Below are 23869 nucleotides of genomic sequence, written 5' to 3'. Positions count from 1 at the left end.
GCGCTGCTCGGCAGCTGCTACAGCCGGACGCAGCCTTCGGCTCATGACGAACTCGAATTCAACAGGAGTTACAAATGGCGAAGAAACCCAGGTCAGCCACCTTCATCAAAGACCCGCTCTGGTACAAGGATGCGGTGATCTACCAGGTTCACGTTAAGTCTTTTTTCGACTCCAACAATGACGGGATCGGCGACTTTCCCGGCCTTATCGCCAAACTCGATTACATTGCCGATCTGGGCGTCAACACCATCTGGCTGTTGCCGTTCTACCCCTCGCCACGCCGTGACGATGGCTACGACATCGCCGAATACCGTGGCGTGCACCCCGATTACGGCACCCTGGCCGATGCCAAGCGCTTCATCTCCGAGGCCCACAAACGTGGCTTGCGGGTGATTACCGAACTGGTCATCAACCACACCTCGGACCAGCACGCCTGGTTCCAGCGTGCGCGCAAGGCCAAACCCGGCTCGGCGGCCCGCGACTTCTACGTCTGGTCGGACAACGACCAGAAATACGACGGCACCCGCATCATCTTCCTCGACACCGAAAAGTCCAACTGGACCTGGGACCCGGTGGCCGGTCAGTACTTCTGGCACCGCTTCTATTCCCACCAGCCGGACTTGAATTTCGACAACCCGCAAGTGATGAAAGCGGTGCTGTCGGTGATGCGCTACTGGCTCGACATGGGCATCGACGGCCTGCGGCTGGACGCGATCCCGTACCTGATCGAGCGCGACGGCACCAACAACGAAAACCTCCCCGAGACCCACGACGTCCTCAAGCAGATCCGCGCCGAGATCGACGCCAATTACCCCGATCGCATGCTGCTGGCCGAGGCCAATCAGTGGCCGGAAGACACACAGCTGTACTTCGGCAATACCGACGCCAGCGGCCAGAACGGCGACGAATGCCACATGGCGTTTCACTTCCCGTTGATGCCGCGCATGTACATGGCGCTGGCCCAGGAAGATCGTTTCCCGATTACCGACATTCTGCGTCAGACCCCGGAAATTCCCGCCAACTGCCAGTGGGCGATTTTCCTGCGCAACCACGATGAATTGACCCTGGAAATGGTCACCGACAAGGAGCGCGATTACCTGTGGAACTACTACGCGGCCGACCGTCGGGCGCGGATCAACCTGGGGATTCGCCGGCGTCTGGCGCCACTGATGGAGCGTGATCGCCGCCGTGTGGAGCTGCTCAACAGCCTGCTGCTGTCGATGCCCGGAACGCCGACCTTGTATTACGGCGATGAAATCGGCATGGGTGACAACATCTACCTCGGCGACCGCGACGGTGTGCGCACGCCGATGCAATGGTCAATCGACCGTAACGGCGGCTTTTCCCGCGCCGACCCGGCCAGCCTGGTGTTGCCGCCGATCATGGACCCGCAATACGGCTATCTGTCGGTCAACGTCGAAACCCAGGCCGGTGATCCTCATTCATTGTTGAACTGGACCCGGCGCATGCTCGCGATACGCAAGCAGTCCAAGGCTTTTGGTCGCGGCACGCTGAAGATGCTGTCGCCGAGCAATCGACGGATTCTGGCCTATACCCGCGAATTCACTGGCGCGGACGGCAAGCACGAGATCATTTTGTGCGTGGCCAACGTGTCCCGCAGCGCGCAAGCAGCGGAGCTGGATTTGTCGGCGTATGTCGGCATGGTCCCTGTGGAGATGCTCGGCGGCAATGCGTTTCCGCCGATTGGCCAGTTGAATTTCCTGCTGACGCTGGCGCCTTACGGCTTCTATTGGTTCGGCCTGGCGGCGGAGAACCAGATGCCGAGCTGGCACGTGGAGCCGGCGCAAAGCCTGCCGGATTTCACCACCCTGGTGCTGATGAAACGCATGGAAGAGCTGCTCGAAGCACCGTCCCGGCAATCGTTGGAGCAGGGCATTTTGCCGAGCTGGTTGCAGAATCGCCGCTGGTTCGCCGGCAAGGACGGCACCATCGACAGCGTCAATCTCGCTTACGGCGTGCGCTTCGGCGACCCGCAGCATCCAGTGCTGTTGAGTGAAATCGACGTTACCAGCGCTGGCCAGACCAGCCGCTATCAGTTGCCGTTCGGCTTTATTTCCGAGGAGCAGGTCGGCGCGGCGTTGCCGCAGCAATTGGCGCTGGCAAGGGTCCGGCGCGGTCGCCAGGTCGGCCTGATCACTGACGCCTTCAGCCTCGACAGCTTTGTTCATGCGGTGTTGCAAGGGTTGCAGGCCAGCACGGTGCTGCCGTCGGACGGAGGCGAGATCCGTTTCGAGCCAACCGACGAATTGGCCAAACTGGGGCTGAGTGCCGAGTCGGAAGTGCGTTACCTGTCTGCAGAGCAATCCAACAGTTCGGTGGTGATCGGCGCCAGTCTGGTGTTGAAGTTGATCCGCAAGGTCGCGTCAGGGGTACACCCGGAACTGGAAATGAGCGCGTACCTGACCCACGCCGGTTTCAAAAATATTTCGCCGCTGCTGGGGGCAGTGATCCGTCGCGATGCGGCGGGTGAGGACACGCTGTTGATGATTGCCCAAGGTTACCTGAGCAATCAGGGCGACGCGTGGGAGTGGACCCAGAACAACCTCGAACGGGCGCTTCGCGATGAGCTCGCCGATGCCGTGTCCGAGCAGGAGCAGCACTACAACGCCCTCGGCGAGCTGAAGGATTTTGCCGGCATGCTCGGCCAGCGCCTGGGGGAGATGCATCAGGTACTGGCGACCCCGAGCGCCAACCCGGACTTTGCCCCACACATCATGAGTCAGAAAGATGCCCTGGCCTCGGCCAAGGACGTGGCGGCGCAGCTGGAGCATGCACTGAAGCTGCTCAAGCAACATCAAACAGAACTGAGCGCGGCGGACCAGACGTTGGTCAGCCGATTGCTGGACAACAAAAAAGCCATTCTCGGTCATGTTCAGGAGTTGGGTAAAAAGACTGCTGGCGGCTTGCGTATTCGCGTCCATGGCGACTTGCACCTGGGGCAAGTGCTGGTGATCAAGGGCGATGCCTACCTGATCGATTTTGAGGGTGAACCCGCGCGGCCGCTGCGTGAACGCCGCGGTAAACACAGCCCCTATAAAGACGTCAGCGGCGTGTTGCGCTCCTTCGATTACGCCGCGGCGATGGCGATAAATGTACACAACGTCGACAACACGGCGGATGCCCAGGCGGCGCGTCAACGGGTCGCCGATCGCTATTTGAAAGAGGCGCGACAATCATTTGTCGACGCTTATCGGCTGGCGGCAGCTAGTCTTGCTCATGCATGGCAAGATCCCGAAGGCGAGGACGCTGCGCTGGCGTTGTTCGGGCTGGAGAAGGCGGCTTATGAAGTGGCTTATGAGGCGGAAAATCGCCCCACCTGGCTACCGGTGCCGTTACACGGTTTATATGGATTATTGAGTGGGCTTAAACCCTTTTCCGATCTTGGTGGAGAGTAGTCATGAGTTTCTCGAACAAGGAACAGGGGCACGTTAAAGAGGCGCTGCTGCCCAGGGCGCGGGACATCGACGCATTGGTACGCGCCGAACATCAGGATCCCTTCGCAATTCTCGGCCCGCACAGCGATGGCGCTGGCGGGCAATTCATACGGGCCTATCTGCCGGACGCCTTGAGCGTGCAGGTGGTGGACAAGGCGTCCGGGGAAGAACTCGGCAGCCTTGAGGCGACCCAGACTCCGGGGTTGTTCGTCGGGCACTTCGAGCGGGCCCAACCCTATCTGTTGCGGACCCGTTGGGCCGGCGGCGAGCAACTGGCCGAAGACCCTTACAGCTTTGGCCCGTTACTCGGCGAGATGGACTTGTACCTGTTCGCCGAGGGCAATCACCGCGACCTGAGCAGTTGCCTCGGCGCGCAGTTGAAGACGGTCGATGGCGTGGAGGGTGTGCGCTTCGCCGTGTGGGCGCCGAACGCCAGAAGGGTCTCGGTGGTCGGCGATTTCAACGTCTGGGACGGTCGTCGGCATCCGATGCGCCTGCGCCATCCCACTGGGGTCTGGGAGTTGTTCATCCCGCGCCTGCAAGCGGGGGAGGCCTACAAATACGAAATCCTCGGCGCCCACGGCATTCTGCCGCTCAAGGCCGACCCGGTGGCCCTGGCCACAGCGCTGCCGCCAGACACCGCGTCGAAAGTCGCTTCGCCGCTGCAAGTCGACTGGCAGGATCAGGACTGGATGCAGTCGCGGGGCGAGCGTCAGCGAACCAGTGCACCGCTGTCGATCTACGAGTTGCACGCCGGTTCCTGGCAATGCGAGCTGGATGACCTGGGCGAAGTCGCCCGTCAGTACACCTGGCCCGAGTTGGCCGAGCGGCTGATTCCGTATGTCAAAGAGCTGGGTTTCACCCACATCGAACTGATGCCGATCATGGAGCATCCGTTCGGTGGCTCCTGGGGTTATCAATTGTTGTCGCAGTTTGCCCCGAGCGCCCGTTACGGCTCGCCGGATGAGTTCGCCGCTTTCGTCAACGCGTGTCACCAGGCCGAAATCGGCGTGATCCTTGATTGGGTGCCGGCGCATTTCCCCACCGATGTCCATGGCCTGGCGCAGTTCGACGGCACCGCGCTGTACGAATACGGCAACCCGATGGAGGGCTTTCACCAGGACTGGGACACGCTGATCTACAACCTGGGCCGCACCGAGGTGCACGGCTACATGCTGGCGTCGGCGCTGCACTGGCTCAAGCATTTCCATGTCGATGGACTGCGGGTCGACGCAGTGGCGTCGATGCTGTATCGCGATTACTCGCGCAAGGCCGGCGAATGGGTGCCCAACCGTCACGGCGGTCGGGAGAATCTGGAGGCCATCGATTTCCTGCGTCATCTCAACGACGTGGTGGCCCTGGAAGCGCCGGGTGCACTGGTGATTGCCGAGGAATCCACCGCGTGGCCGGGTGTCAGCCAGAGCACGCAACAGGGCGGGCTGGGTTTTGCCTATAAGTGGAACATGGGCTGGATGCACGATTCGCTGCATTACATTCAGCAGGATCCGGTGTACCGCGCTCATCATCACAACGAACTGAGTTTCGGCCTGGTGTATGCCTGGTCCGAGCGTTTCATCCTGCCGATTTCCCACGACGAAGTGGTACACGGCAAGCATTCGCTGATCGACAAAATGCCCGGCGACCGTTGGCAGAAGTTTGCCAACCTGCGGGCTTACCTGAGTTTCATGTGGACCCATCCGGGCAAGAAACTGTTGTTCATGGGCTGCGAGTTCGGCCAGTGGCGCGAGTGGAATCACGATCAGCAACTGGACTGGTATCTGCTGCAATACCCGGAACACCAGGGTGTGCGCAAACTGGTCGGCGACTTGAATCGGTTGTATCGCGAAGAGCCGGCCCTGCACGATCAAGACGATGTACCGCAGGGTTTCCAGTGGTTGATCGGTGACGACGCGATCAACAGCGTTTATGCCTGGCTACGCTGGAGCAAGGAGGGCAGGCCGGTATTGGTGGTGGCCAACTTCACCCCGGTGCCGCGTCAGTCCTACCGCGTCGGCGTGCCGTTTGCCGGGCGCTGGGTCGAGTTGATCAACAGCGACGCCGACACCTATGCCGGGTCCAATTACGGTAACGGTGGCGGGGTGTTCACCGAGGAGGAACCGAGCCATGGGCAGGCACTTTCCCTGGTGTTGAATTTGCCGCCGTTGGCGGTGTTGATCCTGCGACCGGAGGGTTGATCGAAAAGATCGCAGGCTTCGCCGGCTCCTACAGGATCGGGTCGCCCCAGGTGGGCGGGACAACGTTGAACTGTAGGAGCTGCCGAAGGCTGCGATCTTTTGATTTTTTACCAACGCATCCGCACCCCAAGGCTACCAATCAACCCATTCAAATCATTGTCATCCACATTGCTGCTGTAATCGGCGCTGACGTACAGGCTGACCAAAGGCGTCACTCTGGCCACTAATCCCAGACCCACATCCACCGTTGATGAATTGCGACTGCTGCTGATTTTGTCGACCTGATCCAGGCTCACGGTATTACCGGTGTACACCGTGTGCCACACGTTGGTCCGCACATAGGGTTCGACCGGCAAGCCATTGATATCGTAACTGCCTTTCAAGCGTGCACCGACCCGTCCGCTCCAGGACGTCAGGTCGCTGGACGAGGCGTTGCCTGACCCGGCATACGGCGTATCCAGCGTGATGCGTTGATTGATCAACTGCGCCTGGGGTTCAACCACCCAGTTTTCGCTCAGGCCTATCGGGAAACCACCTTCCACCGACACTGTCATCGCGCTGCCTTCGGTGGTTTGTCGCACACCCTGGTCGTTGCGGCTAAAACCGCTGACCCGGCCGCCGCTGGCCGTCAAGTCGACGTGCCAGCCTTGCGGCCCGGTCAGGCTCCAGTAGGCACCAAGGCTTTGACCTTGAAGGTTGAGCGTGTCGTGGCTGGGGTCGGCGAGGGCGCGGCTGGTCAGCAGGCCGTTGTCGTTGCCCTGGAATTGAGCGGTGCCGCCGATCAGTCCGACCCGTTGGGTACTACCGCTGTTGCTTTGCACGGTCAGGAGCGCCGGGCCTTTGAATTCGCTGGCTCCGGGGATCGTGCCCTGGGCCAGATAATCGGTTTGGGCCTGCCGCGACGTCGGGCCATAGGCGTGGTCCCAGGCCAGGGGCGCAGCGTCTTCGATCGTCAGGCGTGAGCTGGGTAAGTCTGAGTTGACGCGTAAGCGGTCGGGATACGTGGCCAAGCCGAAGGGCAAGGTAATTGTCGGCGGTTGCTGGCTGTACCAGGGCGTTGTTTCGTCCTCGGCAGACGACGCTCGCACCTCCATGGATGAGCACAGCAGGAGTGAACCGGAGACAACGCAAAAAGTGAATTTTATCTCTTGTGGGGTGAATGAAGTTCTCATGGAGGTCTACCTTGCAATCGCATGCGTATCTCGCTGTGGCGTCTCTCCTACCCCGAATGAGGGGCGACCGAATGGATTGAGGCAAGGTCCGACCCGCCCGTTTTACGGGTGTCTGGAGGCTTGCCCCTGATGGATTTCCGGGGGTAGTAAGGACTAGCTAAGAAGACCGATGGTGTCGCGTCAAGAAAATGGCCGATAAGTGGTATGGCTATTTTAGAGTCTGTAAGTGACTGATTTTTGGCGCTGATCTAAGTTGTTGTTTGTGCGAAAAATCATCCTGAAAGGTGCAATCCAGACGTGTTGGGTAGTGGGCTATCGGTTGCGTGACAGATGAGCAGTGCAAAATTCATGAGCAAGTCCGTGACGTGATTACTGTCATTTTTTCTGCTTCAGGCAGCAGTTCTTGGCGCCTGTCGCTTGACGGTGCTACAGGCGCACCTCCACCGCCAGCGGCAAATGGTCCGACAGGTGCGTCCAGGGCTTGTAGCCGAGAATGCGCGGCTCATGACTGCTGGCATTGCGCAGGTAGATACGGTCCAGGCGCAGCAGGGGAAACCGTGCCGGGTACGTTTTCGCCGGGCGGCCGTGGTGGCGTTCGAATGCTTCATGCAGGTAGTCGCGTTGGGCGAGGGTGGCATTGCCTTGCAACTGCCAGTCGTTGAAGTCGCCGGCAATGATTACCGGGGCGTCGTCTGGCAACGATTCGAGTAACAGGCAGAGCAACTGCAGCTGGAGTTGTCGATGGCTTTCCAACAGGCTCAGGTGCACGCAAATGGCATGCACTTCAGCATGGCCCGGCACATCCAGCACACAGTGCAGCAAACCGCGCCGCTCGGGGCCGGTGATCGAGACATCGAGGTTGCGAAATTCGCGGATCGGGTATTTCGACAGCAGGGCATTGCCGTGATGGCCGTCGGGGTAGACCGCGTTGCGACCGTAAGCGAAATCGCTCCACATACTGTCGGCCAGGAATTCGTACTGCGAGGTCGGTGGCCAGTCGTTGTAACGGGAAGAATGGCGGTCGTGCTCACCGACCACTTCCTGCAAAAACACCAGGTCCGCCGACGTACTGCGTACCGCTTCGCGCAGTTCCGGGAGGATGAAGCGTCGGTTGAGGGCGGTGAAACCCTTGTGAGTATTGACCGTCAGTACTCTGAGTCGGCGAATCGCCGGGGGCGTGTTCGATGGCACTGATTCGACGGCTTGGCGTTCGGCATCGTGGGTCACGTTCACTCCTCTGAATCAGGGCTGCTGTATGTATGCGACTGATGCGTGGGCGAGCAGTTCAGTTTGAGCTACGCCAATCCATGTGGGAGCGGGCTACTGTGGCGAGGGGGCTTGCCCCCGTTGGGTCGCGAAGCGGCCCCAAAAGCTTTGCGACTGCTTCGCAGCCGAACGGGGCGATGCGGCGTTCCGACAAGCCCCCTCGCCACAAAAGCCCCCTCGCCACAGAAAACATTCTTCGAGTCATTCAGACAAACACAATTTCATACGGCAACCGCATGCGTTCCAGAATCACTCGCGGCAGCAGCGGGGCGATGCCGATCGCCGGTTCGCCGTCGAGCTGGCTGGCGTAGGCATAGGTGGCGTGGCTTTTGCGCGCGACAGTCCAGGTGTCGAGGCGTAGCTTGCGCGCGCGATGCCAAGGAAGTTGCCCGTGGTCGCGCATCGGCCAGTGCCAGGCCCAGACCGGTATTTCGTTGAGCGTCGCCCCGACCAGGGCGGCGGCCCTGGCGCTGGCCCGGCCGACAGCGTCGTGGTCGACGTTGCCGTCTTCGCGCCAGGTGGTGAACACCACATCGCCGGGGCGCAGGTAGCGGACGATGAATTGGGTCAATTCTGACTCCCGCTCGTCCAGAGCGTTGTCGGTGAAGCCGCCGCGAATCCACTTCAGGCTGTGCATCGGCAAGCCTAGCCGGCGCAAGGCTTCGACACTTTCCTGGGGGCGGAACACGCTCAGGCGTTTTTCCGACCACTGTCGCGACCCCGGATGGCTGGCGCTGCCATCGGTAATCGAGATCAGTTGCAGAGGATGACCAAGGGAGCACAACAGTTGCAGCAGGCCGCCGCAAGTCACCACTTCATCACCGGGATGCGGGGCGATCACCACCGCGCGAGCTCCAGTCGGGACCAGTGTTTCGGTGTTGATGACGGGGATGTTGTCCAGTTGTGGGGCGCTGTTCCAGATCTGCGCAGACAAGCTGTTTTCGCTGATGGAAACCGGTTTCATAGGCGCTACATCCTTGTTCTGTCTGGCCCTCAGTCGTGCGCAATGCTTGCAAGGACGCAAGCCTGGCAGACCCGTGAAGGCGGGTAGATAGCAATGTGCGGCGCTCCGAACCCTGGATTGCCGCGGTCAGAGTATTGCCCATGAAACGCTATTCGTCGCCTCAGCCTTTGGTCTGATGCCGTTTTTTTAACCCTGGCTGTGTCGGGGTTCGCAAAAAGTCACCGAAACCGTCCCTTGGTAGCAGCTGCCGAGGCTGCGTTCGGCTGCGCAGCCGCCGTAAAACCTGAGTGCACGGTATATCTGCAAGATCGCATCGTTTGACTTCACGACTGCTTCGCAGCCGAACGCAGCCTCGCAGGCTCGGCAGCTGCTACAGATGTTATGGCGATCACTTTCACTCTTCTTCCTCATGCTGCAGTTCAAACAACAGCAGCGAACGGCCAGTAACCGAGTATTGGCGACCAAACTCAAAACGTTCCTGGCCCCGAATCGACGGTTGATTGGTATCGATCATGCAGGTCCAGAAACCGCCGTCAGGCACTTCCGGCAGCAGGAAGTTGACGATGTCATGGTGCGCGTTGACCACCAGCAGCAGGGTTGCGTCGGCACCCTTGCGGCGAATGCCGGTTTCCTGGGCGCGGCCATCGAGCAGTATGCCCATGCAGCGACCGTGGCCTTCTTCCCATTGCTCATTGGACATTTCGCTGCCGTCCGGGGCCAGCCAGGTCACGTCCTTGACCCCGATGTCCTCGTTGTAATTACCCACCAGGAAGCGCCCGCGCCGCAGGATCGGATAGGCCAGGCGCAACTTGATCAGGCGTTTGACGAACTTGAGCAGCGCCTTGCCATCTTCGCTCAGGTCCCAATTGACCCAACCGATCTCGCTGTCCTGGCAATAGGCATTGTTGTTGCCTTTCTGGGTGCGGGCGAACTCGTCGCCGGCCACCAGCATCGGCGTACCCTGGGACAGCAGCAACGTGGCGAAGAAGTTGCGCATCTGCCGCAGGCGCAGGGCATTGATCTCGGGATCGTCGGTGGGGCCTTCGACGCCGTGGTTCCACGACAGGTTGTTGTTGCTGCCGTCCTGATTGTTCTCGTCGTTGGCCTCGTTGTGCTTGTCGTTGTACGACACCAGATCGTTGAGGGTGAAGCCGTCATGGGCGGTGACGAAGTTCAGCGAGGCATACGGTCGACGGCCGCGCTGGTTGAACATCTCTCCGGAGGCGGTCATGCGGCTGGCGAAGTCGGCGAGCTGGCCGTCGTCACCTTTCCAGAACGCGCGCACGGTGTCGCGAAATTTGTCGTTCCATTCGACCCAGCCCGGCGGGAAGTTCCCGACCTGATAACCGCCGGGGCCACAGTCCCAGGATTCGGAAATCAATTTCACCTGACGCAGCACCGGGTCCTGACGACAGGCAACAAGGAAGCTGTGCCGTTCGTCGAAGCCGTCATGGTAGCGGCCGAGGATGGTTGCCAGGTCGAAACGGAAACCGTCCACGTGCATTTCCGTGGCCCAGTAACGCAGCGAGTCAGTGACCATTTGCAGCACGCACGGGTGGCTCAGGTCCAGGGTGTTGCCGGTGCCGGAATCGTTGATGTAGTAGCGTTTGTCGTCGGGCCTCAAACGGTAGTAAGAGGCGTTGTCGATGCCGCGCATGGACAGGGTCGGGCCTTGTTCGTTGCCCTCTGCGGTGTGGTTGTAGACCACGTCGAGAATCACTTCCAGATTGGCCTCGTGCAGGTGCGCGACCATCTCCTTGAACTCGGCGATCTTGCCGCTGGCCAGGTAGCGCGGGTCCGGGGCAAAGAACGCAATGCTGTTGTAACCCCAGTAATTGGTCATGCCTTTGTGCAGCAGATGCTGGTCGTTGACGAAGGCATGGATCGGCAGCAACTCCACAGTCGATACGCCGAGCTTGCGGATGTGTTCCAGCACGTCATCGACCATCAACCCGGCGAAGGTGCCACGCAGATTCTCGGGAACGGCGGGGTGAAGCATGCTGAAACCGCGTACGTGAGTCTCATAAATGATCGTCTTGTCCCATGGCACGCTGACCCGATGGTCATGGCCCCAGGTGTGGGCCGGGTCGATCACTTTGCACTTGGGCACGAAGGGCGCGCTGTCCCGCTCATCGAAACTGAGGTCGGCGTCGGGGTGGCCGATGGTGAAGCCGAACAACGCTTCGGACCATTTCAATTGGCCGACCAACTGTTTGGCGTAGGGGTCGATCAGCAATTTGTTCGGGTTGAAGCGATGACCGTTGGCCGGGTCGTACGGCCCGTACACGCGATAGCCGTAAATCAGCCCCGGATGGGCGTCGGGCAAGTAGCCGTGGTAGATCTCGTCGGTGTATTCCGGCAGCTCGATACGCTCCAGTTCCACCTCGCCGGCATCGTCGAAGATGCACAGTTCGACCTTGGTCGCGTTAGCCGAAAACAGCGCGAAATTGACCCCCAGGCCATCCCAGGTCGCACCTAGCGGGAAGGGCAAGCCTTCTCGGATTCGCGAGGCCTCGTGAGGTTCGGGCGCGGTTTTCTTTGGACTGGTCATAGCTGCTCCTGCAACGTTTTTTTTCGAGGGCGAATGCGCTCTCGGTGGCGAGCGGACTCGCCACGAAGTCAATCAGGACAAGACAGTGAAGCGTCAGACCTCGGGTGGTTTACGCGCGGTGCGCGGCTTTTTCACTGTGGTTTTTTCGCCCGGCGGGATCACTGCCGAAGCAGCAGCGGGTTTGGCTTTGGGCTTTGCGCGGGGTTTGGTTTCGAGGCCCTTGCCATTGACCAGCTTGCCGTCGGGTTTGCCGGCCGCGGGCTTGGCGCTTGCGGTTTTGCCGCCGCTGGCTTTGGCTGGTTTGCCGGGCGCCAGGGCTTCGGCCTCGGCCAATTTGCAGGCCATCTCCCAATGACGGGCTTCCTGACCCTCGGGCTTTCCTTCGGATTCCCAGATTTGATAGGCAAATTCGCGAATGCGTTTTTCGTCGGTACTCATCGCAATGCTCCTGAACTGAACTCAAGTTTGGGTAAAGAGATTGACCGGGAAATCCCCCAGCGCGGCGCCGACCATCAGCTCCTTGTGTTTTGTGACTACGACGCTGGTAAAAAGTCCCTTCAGATTTTCTTCGGTGGCCGTGAACGGCAATTTGATTCGGGTATCGCCCCACAGCGACGCGTCAATCTGGGGGGCGGCACTGTTTTCCAGCAGTCCGGCACAACGTATCGGTACGGCCACGATGGCCCGTTTTCCCTGCCATTCTCGAGCAAACGCCAGTACCCGGTGAGCCTGGCTGCCAATCACTTCAAGGGCTTGATAAGTGCCTTTTTGAAACAGTTCGGCATGCTCGGCACGTCGGTTTAACGCCCGGGCGATCAAGGTTTGCTTGATGCGCCCGTTACGCCAGTTCGCCAACAGAGCGGGCAGGTCAAGCGGTAGGTGCATGGCCTGCTGACGGCTGACGTAATCCACCGGCCGGCGGTTATCCGGATCGACCAGGGTGAAGTCCCAGAACTCGTTGCCCTGATAGAGATCCGGCACTCCCGGCACGGTCATTCGCAGCAAGGTTTGCGCCAATCCATTCAGTGCACCCGGGACGGCAATGCGTTGAGCGGCTGCCTCGATGGCCGCGCGCAATGGCTGACCTTCGTGGCTCAGCAGCAGGCGTTCGAGAAACCCGTGGGTCGCCTGTTCATATACCTCGTTTGACGCGCTCCAGCTGCTTTGCAACTTGGCTTCGCGCAGGGCTTTGCGTTGCCACTGCCAGAGGCGTTTGGCGTAGTCCTCGAGCGCAGGTTGATCGTCGCAACACAATTCCAGTGGCCAACTGCCGAGGATTGCTTGATAGAGAATCAGCTCGTCGCCCGCCGAGGGCGCGCCGGGGTCGCTGCGCAGTTCGCCCGCGAGGGTTCGCCAGTGCTCGACCTGTTCGGCGTACCAAGCGCTGCGCTCGCTCAACACCGCCAGCCGCGCGCGGGTGTCTTCACCACGTTTGTGGTCGTGGGTCGCGGTGGCCAGCAGGTTGTCGGGGAGCTCGGCGAGGCGATTGGCGCAGGCGGCATGGAAGTCGGTAACCGGGGCGCTGAACTGTTCGGTGTTGTAGCCGACATCGTTGCGCGACAGCAGCACCGCCGAGCGATAAAGCGCGGTGTCTTCCACCGCTTTGGCCGCCGTCGGTGAGGTCAGTTGCTGGAAGCGCACGCACGCATGCTTGAGCAGTTTACGTGGACGGCCCACCGGGCGCTTGCGCCAGGGTTGGCCACCGAGCCAGCCGGCCAGGCAATCGAGCACCGGCCAGTCGGCCTCGCCAAGGGTTTGCCTGGCACCGGCCATGGCCTGCTGGAAAAACACCTCATCCTGGGCCGCGCGACCCAACGGGCTGATGTAAGTGCGGTACACCGGGAAGTGCACGATCAGTTCCTGCAAGGCCCGTCGGATCGCGCCGAGGGTCAGGTCCCGGGTCATCAGGTCGTCCCGGGCCACCTGCAACAGGGCGTGGGCAACACTTTCGAAATCCCCGGCGAGGGAGCCGTTGAGAATCTGCTGGCGCGCCAGTTGTGCTTCCTGGCGGAAATCGGCGGGCCGTTCGCTGTGCCGGCTCCAGAGTTCGCCCAAAGTCTGGGCGCCTTCGGGGGCGTGTTGCAGCAGCGACAACTGGTTCATGAATTCGTAACCGGTACTGCCATCGACGCACCAGTCGCGGTGCAGGGTTTCGCCTTCGCCGAGGATCTTTTCGACGTAGATCGGCAGGTGTCGGCCGGGTGCCAGTCGATCGACTCGACGTCGCAGTTTGCGGCAGTAGCCCCGCGGGTCGGCGAGGCCGTCGATGTGGTCGATGCGCAGTCCGTCGACCAGACCTTCGGCCACCAGCTCGAAGATTTTTGCATGGGTCGCTTCGAACACCGCTGGCCGCTCGACGCGCAGGCCGCCCAGTTCATTGATATCGAAAAAGCGCCGCCAGTTGATGTCGTCCGCCGCGGTGCGCCAACTGGCCAGGCGATAACTCTGGCGCTCCAGCAGGTTATGCAGGCGCTGGAAACCGTCGGGAGTGAGCGAGTCGTAAGTGTCGAGGGTGTGCTGGATGGCGTGCAGAATGGCCGGATCACTGGCCAGTTCCCGTAGCTCGGCTTTCAGTGGAATCGCCAGGCTGTACACGTCGGACTGATAACTCAAGGTGTCGAAGCGATCTGCCAGGGATTTGAGCCGTTCAGCCTGCTCGGCATTCAATCGGTCATCGGCCTTGAGCAGTTCGCCGTAGTCGGTGGGGCATATCGGGAAGTGGTGTTCATAGTGCTCGACATGAAAGGCGCCGCGCCGGGCATCGAAACGCAAGGGCAGGGTGCCGTCCTGCAAGGCGATGCCGTAGTCGCTGCCCAGAAAAGGCAGCAGCAACTGGCCTTCCATCAACGGATCGGGCGAGTGCCATTGAATGTCGAAGAACTCGCCGTAAGGGCTCAGTCGTCCCCATTCCAGCAAGTCGAGCCACCAGGGATTGTCGCCCCCGCCGACGGCCATGTGGTTGGAAACGATATCGAGGATCAGCCCCATGTGCTGTTCGCGCAACGCAACGACCAAACGGCGTAACGCCGCTTCGCCGCCCAGTTCAGGGTTGACCGTGGTCGGGTCTACCACATCGTAGCCGTGCATGGAGCCGGCGCGGGCGGCGAGCAGCGGCGAGGCATAGAGATGACTGATGCCCAGGCTGAAAAAATACGGCACCAGCGGCACCGCTTGATCCAGGGTGAAGCCTTTATGAAATTGCAGCCGCAGGGTCGCCCGCAGCGGCTGGCTGAGCGGTTGATTCATTGGTCACGCTCGGCCGCCTGAAGTCGCGCACAGGCGAGCAGTTCCAGGCGGCGGGCGGCGTCCGGATCATCGAGCAGGCTTTCGCTGTCGCCGGGCAATCGGCGGGACCAATTGGGGTGGGTGTCGGTGGTGCCGGGCAGATTGGCTTGCTGTTCGATACCCAGGGCATCTTCCAGCGGCAGCAACACCAGCGGCGCGCGGGTATGCCCGAGGAACCGGATGGCGGCGTCGAGCACCTGATCGGTTTCATGGTGCTCTTCGCGAAAGTTCTGCGGGTCCTGGCTCAGCACCCGGCGCAAGCCTTCACGCTCGCGTTCGCGATGTTGACGCCATTCGATTTCACCCGTGGCGTCGACCAGGCCCAGGCGTGCGCTCCAATCGATATCGCGGCCATGCCACCAGCCATTGAGCGTCGGCAGGTCGTGGGTGCTGGTGGTGGCCAGGGCGTTGTCCGGCCAGTCGAGAATCGGTTTGAAGTGCGTGTTGTCCTGTTCGAACAACAGCACGCGCATGCCGAGGATCGAGCGCGTGATGAGTTTTTCGCGCAGGCCATCAGGCACGGTGCCGAGGTCTTCACCGAGGACGATGGCCTGATGCCGATGGGATTCGAGGGTCAGAAGGCGCAGCAGATCATCCACCGGATAATAAAGGTACGCTCCGTCGCTGGGCGGTGCGTCTTTAGGGATCACCCACAGCCGTTGCAGGCCCATGACGTGATCGATGCGCAGGCCGCCGGCATGGGCGAAATTGGCCCGCAGCATTTCGATGAACGCGCGAAAGCCGTTACGCACCAGACCTTCGGGGGAAAACGCGGAAATCCCCCAGCCCTGGCCGGTGCGGTTGAGGATGTCGGGTGGCGCACCCACGGTCAGCGAGGCGAGTAATTCGTCCTGGCGACTCCAGGCCTGGCTGCCGCCGCCGTCAGCGCCCACCGCCAGGTCGGCGATCAGGCCAATGCCCATGCCGGCACCACGGGCGGCGGTTTGTGCGCGCTCCAGGCTGCGCGCAATCAGCCATTGGCAGAACGCGTAATAGCCGATGCGGGCCGAGTTTTCTTCGGCAAATTGCGCCAGAGCGGCGCTACGCGGGTTACGCCATTGTTCGGGCCACTCGCGCCAGTCGAGGCTTTCACCGCGCCTTGCCCGGGTTTCCTGGATCGCTTCGAAACGGCAATGATTCTCCAGCGCTTCGCCACCGGCGTGACGGAAGCTGCTGAAGTCGGCATGCAAGGGGTGTGCGCCGTGGGTGAATCCTTCGTACAAGGCTTCCAGCAAGCGATGTTTGGCCTCGGCGGCGGTGGGCCAGTCGATCAGCGGCAATGCCTCGAGGTGCTTGAGTTCGGCGGCAAGGTCGGTGGCGTCGATCGCGGTGCGCAGGGCACGCTCACCGAGAATTGCACCGGGCGCCGCGTACAGGCTATTGAGGAACAAACGGCTGGACGGCGAGTAAGGGCTGTAACGCTGGGTGTCGCCGCTGAACATCGCATGCAGCGGGCTGATCGCCAACGCTTCGGCGCCCCGTTCGCCGGCCACCCGGGCCAGATCTTCGAGGGCCTGGGTATCGCCGAAACCGCCATCGCCGGGGCGGCGCAGCGAATATAACTGCACGCTCAGGCCCCAGGCGCGCGGGGTTTGACTGTCAACGGCGTCGCCGACGCTGTAGCAGCGCTCGGGCGCCACCGCCAGGGTGAACGACTGATCGTCGATGCTGACGTGCTGATAACCCACCGGCACCAAACCGGGCAACACAGCGTTGTCATCGAGCTTGAGGTTGAGCCGCGAGCCGTCTTCAAGATGGATCTCACACGGGGTTTGCGGTGCGAAGTAGTGGGCCAGATCAAGACCGACGCCAACGTCGCAGGTCAGCAGCGGCGGCAGGTGCCGGGTTTGTTGCACCTCCTGCAGTTGCAGCAGGCTGGCGTCGATTTCCTGGGCGGTGCTGGCGGGATGGCCAAGCCCGATAAGCACTGAGCGCAGCACCGCCGGCGTGACTTTTTGTGGCCGGCCGTTGGCGTCGATCCAGTCGACGGCCAGGCCGGCTTGGCTGGCCAGTATTTCCAGTTGCGCATCGCTCATGGTCGCTCTCCATCCGGGGGTAGCAAAGGGGCTGCGGCTGTGAGGCTGACGAGCGCGCAATACGGGGCAAGGGTGCCCTGATCCAACAGACCGGCCGAGTGCGGCGGGTATTCGAACAGCAGTGTCGCGTCGGCCTGTGGGGAGTGGACCACGGGTGCGTCGCTGAGGTTCAGGTCAATGCGCAGCTGACGGCCATCGCCCAACCGCCAGCGGGCCGTCACCGCGCCTTCGGCCAGTACCTGCGCCCCCAGCGCGTGGGCGCCGGGCAACTGCGGGATGATGTGTTGATGGCGGATTTGCAGCAGTCGACGATACAGCTCATGAATGGCCGGTTGCCGGGTGGCGGTCAGCTTCGGCCGCGACGCTTCGAAAGTCTGCATCGCGTTCGGGTCGGGAATCTGCTCGCGTTTGTGCGGGTCGGCAAAGGCGCTGAAGGCCGCGAATTCATTGCGTCGACCTTCGCGCACCAACTCCGCCAGCTCACCATGGTGGCTGGTGAAGAACAGGAACGGTTGTTCGGCGGCGAACTCATCGCCCATGAACATCAGCGGAATCATCGGCGACAACAGCAGTAACACGGTGGCGGCGTTGAGGGCCTCAGGCCGGGCCAGTTGATGCAGCCGCTCGCCAAAGGCGCGGTTGCCGATCTGGTCGTGGTTCTGCAGGAACAGCACGAAGGCCGTCGGCGGCAAGTGACCGCTCGGCTCACCGCGCGGCGTACCGTGGCGGGTGATATGGCCTTGAAACACGAAGCCCTGGCTCAGGCAACGGGCGAGTTGTTCGGTGGGGTTTTGGGCATAGTCGGCGTAATAGGCGTCGGTTTCACCGGTGAGCAACACGTGCAGGGCGTTATGGCCATCGTCGTTCCACTGCGCGTCGAAACCTTGCTCCAGCAGGCTGGCCTGGTTGTGCTCGTTCTCCGCCATCAGCCACACATGCCGCGCCGGGTCGATTTGCCGGCGAACCCGTTGCGCCAGCTCTTGAAGGAAGTCCGGGTCTTCGATGGCGTGCACGGCATCCAGGCGCAGGCCGTCGAAACGGTACTCCAGCAACCACATCAACGCGTTGTCGATAAAGAAGTCACGCACCTCGCGCCGGCGGAAGTCGATGGCTGCGCCCCACGGGGTGTGTTGGTCTTCGCGGAAAAAGCCTTTGGCATAGCGATGCAGGTAATTGCCGTCCGGGCCGAAGTGGTTGTAGACCACGTCGAGAATCACCGCCAGGCCATAGCCGTGGGCCGTGTCGATCAGGTGTTTGAGTTGTTCGGGCGAACCGTAGGAGGCCTGCGGTGCGTAAGGCAGAACCCCGTCATAGCCCCAATTGCGCTCGCCGGGAAACTGCGCCAACGGCATCAGTTCGATGGCGGTAATCCCCAACTCGACCAAGCGCGCCAGATGCTGCTCGACCTCGCTGAAACCGCCGAGCGCACCAACATGCAGTTCGTAGATCACCGCCTCGTTCCATGGCCGACCTAGCCAGGCACTGTGTTGCCAGCGATAGGCGAGGGGATCGACCACCACACTGGGGGCGCCGATATCGCCCGCCTGGGCGCGGGAAGCCGGGTCCGGTACGTCCAGCTCACCATCGATGTTGTAGCGGTAGAGGGTCCCCGCGGGACAGCGGGTCTTGATCACAAACCAGCCGTCGGCCTGAGGCAGCAGTGGCAGGGATTGTCCGTTTTCCAGTTCAAGACTGACGTAAAACGCATCTGGCGCCCACAAGGCAAAACGCGTGTGTTCAGCGTCCAGCATGATTGCGCCGTGGGGCCAGGTTTCAAGAGTCCGTAACGGCATCGTTGAAAACCTCTTACTGTTTGCCCGATTTACCCAGCGCTTTAGCCACCAGTTGTTCGTAGAGTTCGGCGTAGGGTTCGACCGCCTTGCACCAGTTGAAAGGCGCCGCCATGGCCCGGCAACGCATGGCGTTGAGCAGGCCGGGGAAGGCGAACACCTTGAACGCGCGGCTCAGGGCTTCGCGATAGCTCTCCACGGTGGATTCGTCGAAAAGAAAACCGGTCACGCCGTTTTCAATGGTGTCGGCCAGGCCGCCGGTATTGCGCGCCACCGGCAATGAACCGAAGCGCTGGGCATACATCTGGCTCAGGCCGCAAGGTTCGTAACGCGAAGGCATCAGCAGGAAATCACTGCCGGCAAACATCCGGCGGGCGTCTGTTTCATTGAAGCCGATGTGCACGCCGATTTGCCCGGGGAAGCGCAACGCCAGCTCACGCATGGCTTGTTCTTCTTCCGGTTCGCCACGGCCGATAATCGCGATCTGCCCGCCGTTGGCGACAATGTATTCGGCCACCGCTTCGGTCAGGTCCAGGCCTTTCTGGTAGACAAGTCGCGAGACCACGGCGAACAGCGGGCCTTCGGAATCATCCAGGCCGAACAACCGGCGAACGTGCGCCGCGTTGACTGCTTTACCGTCCCAGTCGCCGATGCCGAACGGGCAGAACAGGTGCGGATCGGTGGCGGCGTCCCAGCTTTCATCGATGCCATTGGGAATCCCGCTGAGCAGACCTTGCTGGGTCTTGGCGGCGAGAAAACCGTCGAGACCGCAGCCGAAGGCCGGCGTGGTGATTTCCTGGGCATAGGTGGCGCTGACGGTGGTGATGTGACTCGAGTAGGCCATGCCGGCCTTGAGGAACGACATCTTGCCGTAAAACTCCATGCCTTCCTGCTGCAAGGCATGCACGGGAATACCGAGTTCCGGGCACGAACCGAGGCTGGTGACGCCCTGGTACGCCAGGTTGTGGATGGTGAATAGGGTCGGGGTGCGCTGGCCACGCCAGTGCATATAGGCAGGGGCCAGGCCGGCGGGCCAATCGTGGGCGTGCACCAGATCCGGGCACCAGTGAATTTGTGCGAGGTTGGCGGCGATATCGGCGGCCGCAAGGCCCAGGCGGGCGAAACGAATATGGTTGTCTGGCCAGTCACGGCCGTTGTTGGCGCCGTAGGGTGAACCTTCGCGCTCGTACAGTTCAGGGCAGATCAACACGTAAATGACCAGGCCGTCGGGCATGTCCATGCGCCCGATCTTGCAGGGCGGCAACGCGGCGTGCCCGCCCAGTTCACCGATGATATGAATCGGGTTTTCGCTGTTCAGCACTTGCGGGTAACCGGGGATCAACACCCGGACATCGTGCAGGTGGGCCATGGCTCGCGGCAGCGCGGCGGAAACGTCGCCCAGGCCTCCGGTCTTCACCAGGTCGGCAATCTCCGAGGTCACGAACAACACTTTCTTCTTGTTGGGATTCTGACGGACTACCGGTGCCAACGCCTTGGTGACCGGGACGCTGACCGATTTGGCGGTAAGGGCTCCCACGGTGTTGGCTTCGCCGACCTGCTGAAGAGCACGTTCTCCCTGAACATCTAACGCCGTACTGATCATATGCATCTCCCCGTGTTGTTGATCTGATTCCAGGCCTGGCACAAACGGTGTTGGCCAATTCCTGTGGCCGGGCGCAAACGCGCTACGCATCGGTGAGCAAGTGCTGCCCATGCGCTGAAGCTCAATGGGTGAAGTGGCTGTTGCAAGGAATGCACCAGTCGCTGTGCCCTACCTTTCAGCTGACCTGAAGCCAGCACCAAAAGTTTCTATTTATTTCACCGAATGACCAGTCGGTTTTATTCCCCGAAAACAGTCTAGGCCAGAACCTAGAGCGGGGTGGTCAACCGGACAAATTGTTCGACAATCGGTTGGAGGAGGGTACAAAACACACGGGCTTTATGGGGAAACGCACCGACGAAGGGCAGGTTTGTTTTTTGGGGTGGGTCAAATCGGGACCGGGAGGTCACGATAGTTGGGCACGATGGAATAGGGATTGCACCATTGCGGTGCGCAGAATTTAGGGGGGGATTTGAGGGCCTCTTCGCGGGCAGGCCTCGCTCTCACAGGGGAATGCATTTCACATGTGGGCGCGCGGCTTGCCCGCGAAGAACGATAACGCCGTCTCAGCCCAACAACCGAATCGGCGCCCCGGCCGCCCAAGCCTGAATGTCCTCGATCATCTGCGAAAAGAACAGCTGATAGTTCTGTCGGCTGACGTACCCGACATGGGGTGTGGCCAGCACATTGTCCAGGGTTCTGAGCGGATGATGGCGGGGCAACGGCTCGTGCTCGAACACATCCAGCGCAGCACCCGCCAGGCGTTGTTTCTGCAGGGCCTTGATCAGCGCCGCTTCATCGACAATCGGCCCGCGCGCGGTATTGACCAGCCATGCCGTGGGCTTCATCCAGTCCAGCGCCTGAGCGTCCACCAACCCGCGACTGCGCTCGCTGAGCACCAGATGGACCGACAGCACATCAGCCTGTTCGAACAGTTCCTGCTTGCTGACATAGGTCACGCCGACTTCGGCCGCTCGTTCACTGGTGAGGTTTTCGCTCCACGCAATGACGCGCATGCCGAACACCTGGCCGAATTGGGCGACCCGTTGACCGATGCTGCCCAGGCCGAGGATCGCCAGCGTCTTGCCCTGCAAGTCGCCGCCCAGGCCTTGCTGCCAAAGGCCCGCGCGCAAGGCGTTGGCTTCGGCCACCAGGTTGCGGGTCGCGGCCATGATCAGTGCCCAGGTCAGTTCTGGCGCGGCATGTTTGTAGCTGTCGGTGCCGCAGACCTGGATGCCCAGCGCGGCGGCGGCCTTCAGGTCCAGGGCGGCGTTGCGCATGCCGCCGGTGACCAACAGTTTGAGGGTGGGCAAGCGGCGCAGCAGGTCTTCGTCGAACCGGGTGCGCTCGCGCATCACGCAGATCACCTCGAATGCGCCCAGGCGCTCGGCCAGGGTTTCGTTGTCGGCCGGGTAGTCATGGATAAAACTCACCTGGCCGATGCTGTCCAGCACCGACCAGTCCACCACGTCACGCGCCACGTCCTGCCAGTCATCGATCACTGCAATCTGCACCGCCATCAGCCTTACCTCATCAACGAACGGGATTGGTTTTGTTCAGCCAGTCGGGAAACCCATCCAGCCTAGTGTGGCCATTGCCAGCACGCCATAGCGGGCGCCCTTGGCGAGGGTCACGATCATCAGGAAACGCCCCAGCGGTTCGCGCATGACGCCGGCCACCAGTGTCAGCGGGTCGCCGATGATCGGCACCCAGCTCAGCAGCAAGGACCAATGACCGTAGCGCTGATAGTGTTTTTGGGCTTGTTGAAGATGACGAGGGCTGACCGGAAACCAGCGCCGCTCGCGAAACCGCTCGATGCCGCGCCCCAGCCACCAGTTCAGCAGCGATCCCAGCACGTTGCCCAGCGTTGCCACTGCCAACAGCGACCAGAGCCAATACCGGTCGCTGAGCAACAGCCCCACCAACACCGCTTCGGACTGCAAGGGCAGCAGGCTCGCGGCGCCGAACGCCGCGAGAAACAACCCGATGTAGGCACCGAACATCAATGGGCGGGGTAGTCCGCCACCACCACGTCAGTGCCGTCCTTTTGCAGGCCGATCACTTGGTAGGCGTCGCTCATGCCGTCCATTTCCATCCCGGGCGAGCCCATCGGCATGCCGGGTGCGGCAACCCCCAACAGATCGTCGCGCTTGCTCAAGGCCAGCACTTGATCGGCCGGCACATGGCCTTCGACGAATTTGCCGTTGATCAAGGCGGTGTGGCACGACGCCAGGCGAGGCGGCACACCGTGTTGTTGCTTGAACTGGCTCATGTTGGCTTCGACGTGGTCTTCGACCTTGAAGCCGTTGGCTTCCAGATGGCTGACCCATTTTTTGCAGCAGCCGCAATTGGCGTCGCGGTGCACTTCGATCGGGATCAGGTCGGCGGCCTGGGCCAGGGAGGAGATGAAGAGGGCGCTCAGGGCGGCCAGACGCAGGTGGGTTCGCATGGGAGTCTCGTCTCGGGTTGCGGCCAAAAAGATGCATTTTGACTCTTTTATCCGACTGGGCATTGCGCGAGTGTTTCTAAGTTATACAAGGTCGGCTGGCCAGATCATCACAGATCAATGCTGTCAGCTGAATGAGCGCGCAATGACAAAATTGTCAGGTTTGCCTCCTGAGCGTCGAAAACCGGTGCTCAGTAGGCAACAGTCAACGCACCTTGAACCGATCCGCATGTTCGTTGACGCGCTGGGTGACGGGCGCTGTAAGGCGGTAAGTGTCGAGGCTGATAAAAACGAACTAACTAACGCGTACATAAAGTTGTTTTTAGTTGTCCGCTGCTCTATTTGCAAGGTCATCTGGGTCAATGAAAAAAGGCGTTTTTTGATAAGTATCATAAATGTATAAAAATTGTTAAAAAGAGGAAATATTAGTTGGTGGCACTAGTTTGCGCGTCGATACTCGCCCGCACCTAACTCGGTCAAACAAGGAACTTTTTATGGTCGCCTCACAAGGACGTCTGTGTGTTTTGGATGATGGTCATCCGGTCACGCAGTCGGGAGCCCGGTCATGACAATCGGTTACACAGGTAGCTGGACGAGCAAGGCAGGATTACTGGTCAGGGATGCGGGCAGCAGCAAGCCTGTCACCCATAGCGCCAGGGTCAAGCAGATGCTGGCAATGGTGGGAAACAATCCCAATGCGCTGAACACGGCGAAAATGGATGAACAGAAACTGCACCGGAACATCAAGGGCTTCGATCCGGAAAATGTCTCCGCCAAGCAACTGGGCAATCTCAGTGCCTTCTTGAGAAGCAAAGGACTGATTTCCGATATTACTTCGATGACCTTATTGAATGCCGGTGACAAGTTCGACCGGTTTGGCGTACAGAAAGATCCGGATGCGAAGTTCAATGCACTGGAGTATTTCGCCACACAATTGGACGCCATCCAGAGCAACAGCATCAAGGGTGACAAGTACGCCGCTGGCTTGATCCCGGAATACAAGACGGCGATCTACGTACTGCAGAACCTGCAAACTTACGGCAAGGGCAACGGAACAACGGTGGCGCCCAATGACAAGGGCGTCAAGTCCAGGGCCTGACGTTTGGCTG

Annotated in this window: 15 protein-coding genes; 3 read left to right on the top strand and 12 right to left on the bottom strand. The window is 61.0% G+C overall.

From position 1 onward, the window contains the following. The first annotated feature begins 74 nt into the window (after positions 1 to 74). Positions 75 to 3416: a maltose alpha-D-glucosyltransferase gene (treS, locus tag JUI81_RS03560; protein WP_204123744.1), complete on the top strand. Its 3342-nt coding sequence runs from the start codon at positions 75 to 77 to the stop codon at positions 3414 to 3416. 2 nt (positions 3417 to 3418) lie between these two features. Continuing rightward, on the top strand, positions 3419 to 5650 hold the full coding sequence (gene glgB / locus JUI81_RS03555; RefSeq protein ID WP_019579264.1) for a 1,4-alpha-glucan branching protein GlgB: 2232 nt from the start codon (positions 3419 to 3421) through the stop codon (positions 5648 to 5650). A gap of 107 nt (positions 5651 to 5757) precedes the next feature. On the opposite strand, the gene JUI81_RS03550 is transcribed toward glgB, so the two are convergent. The 12 genes from JUI81_RS03550 to JUI81_RS03495 all read right to left on the bottom strand — a co-directional run bounded on the left by JUI81_RS03550 (position 5758) and on the right by JUI81_RS03495 (position 22763). Then, the gene (locus JUI81_RS03550; RefSeq protein ID WP_019579263.1) at positions 5758 to 6822 is read right to left on the bottom strand and encodes an autotransporter outer membrane beta-barrel domain-containing protein; all 1065 of its coding nucleotides are present in this window, start codon (positions 6820 to 6822) and stop codon (positions 5758 to 5760) included. Positions 6823 to 7248: 426 nt separating this feature from the next. Then, positions 7249 to 8049, bottom strand: a complete 801-nt coding sequence (locus JUI81_RS03545) for an endonuclease/exonuclease/phosphatase family protein (RefSeq protein WP_019579262.1) — start codon at positions 8047 to 8049, stop codon at positions 7249 to 7251. A 244-nt stretch (positions 8050 to 8293) separates the two neighbouring features. Next, positions 8294 to 9052 (bottom strand): PIG-L deacetylase family protein, encoded by a 759-nt coding sequence (locus JUI81_RS03540; protein WP_019579261.1) that lies wholly within the window; start codon positions 9050 to 9052, stop codon positions 8294 to 8296. 394 nt (positions 9053 to 9446) lie between these two features. Continuing rightward, a complete protein-coding gene (glgX, locus tag JUI81_RS03535; protein ID WP_019579260.1) occupies positions 9447 to 11603 on the bottom strand; it encodes a glycogen debranching protein GlgX in 2157 nt (718 codons plus the stop codon). A gap of 93 nt (positions 11604 to 11696) precedes the next feature. Beyond that, positions 11697 to 12041 carry a DUF2934 domain-containing protein gene (locus JUI81_RS03530; RefSeq protein ID WP_019579259.1) on the bottom strand — a complete coding sequence of 115 codons (345 nt, stop codon included), beginning with the start codon at positions 12039 to 12041 and terminating at the stop codon, positions 11697 to 11699. 21 nt (positions 12042 to 12062) lie between these two features. Then, positions 12063 to 14849, bottom strand: coding sequence for a malto-oligosyltrehalose synthase (locus JUI81_RS03525; protein WP_204123743.1), 2787 nt, complete (start codon positions 14847 to 14849; stop codon positions 12063 to 12065). Then, the gene (gene malQ, locus JUI81_RS03520) at positions 14846 to 16924 is read right to left on the bottom strand and encodes a 4-alpha-glucanotransferase (protein WP_204123742.1); all 2079 of its coding nucleotides are present in this window, start codon (positions 16922 to 16924) and stop codon (positions 14846 to 14848) included. Before malQ ends, JUI81_RS03525 begins: the two co-directional genes overlap by 4 nt. Continuing rightward, positions 16921 to 18717 (bottom strand): malto-oligosyltrehalose trehalohydrolase, encoded by a 1797-nt coding sequence (treZ, locus tag JUI81_RS03515; RefSeq protein ID WP_204123741.1) that lies wholly within the window; start codon positions 18715 to 18717, stop codon positions 16921 to 16923. Before treZ ends, malQ begins: the two co-directional genes overlap by 4 nt. A 13-nt stretch (positions 18718 to 18730) precedes the next feature. Continuing rightward, the gene (gene glgA / locus JUI81_RS03510) at positions 18731 to 20317 is read right to left on the bottom strand and encodes a glycogen synthase GlgA (RefSeq protein WP_019579255.1); all 1587 of its coding nucleotides are present in this window, start codon (positions 20315 to 20317) and stop codon (positions 18731 to 18733) included. 563 nt (positions 20318 to 20880) lie between these two features. Further along, positions 20881 to 21834, bottom strand: coding sequence for a D-2-hydroxyacid dehydrogenase family protein (locus JUI81_RS03505; RefSeq protein ID WP_204123740.1), 954 nt, complete (start codon positions 21832 to 21834; stop codon positions 20881 to 20883). A gap of 36 nt (positions 21835 to 21870) precedes the next feature. Next, on the bottom strand, positions 21871 to 22317 hold the full coding sequence (locus tag JUI81_RS03500; RefSeq protein WP_028940491.1) for a YqaA family protein: 447 nt from the start codon (positions 22315 to 22317) through the stop codon (positions 21871 to 21873). Further along, positions 22317 to 22763 (bottom strand): DUF411 domain-containing protein, encoded by a 447-nt coding sequence (locus JUI81_RS03495; protein ID WP_204123739.1) that lies wholly within the window; start codon positions 22761 to 22763, stop codon positions 22317 to 22319. Before JUI81_RS03495 ends, JUI81_RS03500 begins: the two co-directional genes overlap by 1 nt. A gap of 562 nt (positions 22764 to 23325) precedes the next feature. On the opposite strand from JUI81_RS03495, the gene JUI81_RS03490 reads away from it, so the two are divergent. Next, positions 23326 to 23859: a hypothetical protein gene (locus JUI81_RS03490; protein WP_019579250.1), complete on the top strand. Its 534-nt coding sequence runs from the start codon at positions 23326 to 23328 to the stop codon at positions 23857 to 23859. The last annotated feature ends 10 nt before the right edge of the window (positions 23860 to 23869 follow it).

The organism is Pseudomonas sp. 008, assembly GCF_016861935.1.
Classification (GTDB): Bacteria; Pseudomonadota; Gammaproteobacteria; order Pseudomonadales; family Pseudomonadaceae; genus Aquipseudomonas.
Note: the sequence above shows the minus strand (reverse complement) of the source record. Positions and strands in the feature narration are given on the sequence as shown.

Bases quoted from the DNA above. Each gene is read 5' to 3' on its own strand.
- treS (WP_204123744.1), top strand. From the start codon at position 75: ATGGCGAAGAAACCCAGGTCAGCCACCTTCATCAAAGACCCGCTCTGG.
- glgB (WP_019579264.1), top strand. From the start codon at position 3,419: ATGAGTTTCTCGAACAAGGAACAGGGGCACGTTAAAGAGGCGCTGCTG.
- JUI81_RS03550 (WP_019579263.1), bottom strand. From the start codon at position 6,822: ATGAGAACTTCATTCACCCCACAAGAGATAAAATTCACTTTTTGCGTT.
- JUI81_RS03540 (WP_019579261.1), bottom strand. From the start codon at position 9,052: ATGAAACCGGTTTCCATCAGCGAAAACAGCTTGTCTGCGCAGATCTGG.
- glgX (WP_019579260.1), bottom strand. From the start codon at position 11,603: ATGACCAGTCCAAAGAAAACCGCGCCCGAACCTCACGAGGCCTCGCGA.
- JUI81_RS03530 (WP_019579259.1), bottom strand. From the start codon at position 12,041: ATGAGTACCGACGAAAAACGCATTCGCGAATTTGCCTATCAAATCTGG.
- JUI81_RS03525 (WP_204123743.1), bottom strand. From the start codon at position 14,849: ATGAATCAACCGCTCAGCCAGCCGCTGCGGGCGACCCTGCGGCTGCAA.
- malQ (WP_204123742.1), bottom strand. From the start codon at position 16,924: ATGAGCGATGCGCAACTGGAAATACTGGCCAGCCAAGCCGGCCTGGCC.
- treZ (WP_204123741.1), bottom strand. From the start codon at position 18,717: ATGCCGTTACGGACTCTTGAAACCTGGCCCCACGGCGCAATCATGCTG.
- glgA (WP_019579255.1), bottom strand. From the start codon at position 20,317: ATGATCAGTACGGCGTTAGATGTTCAGGGAGAACGTGCTCTTCAGCAG.
- JUI81_RS03505 (WP_204123740.1), bottom strand. From the start codon at position 21,834: ATGGCGGTGCAGATTGCAGTGATCGATGACTGGCAGGACGTGGCGCGT.
- JUI81_RS03500 (WP_028940491.1), bottom strand. From the start codon at position 22,317: ATGTTCGGTGCCTACATCGGGTTGTTTCTCGCGGCGTTCGGCGCCGCG.
- JUI81_RS03495 (WP_204123739.1), bottom strand. From the start codon at position 22,763: ATGCGAACCCACCTGCGTCTGGCCGCCCTGAGCGCCCTCTTCATCTCC.
- JUI81_RS03490 (WP_019579250.1), top strand. From the start codon at position 23,326: ATGACAATCGGTTACACAGGTAGCTGGACGAGCAAGGCAGGATTACTG.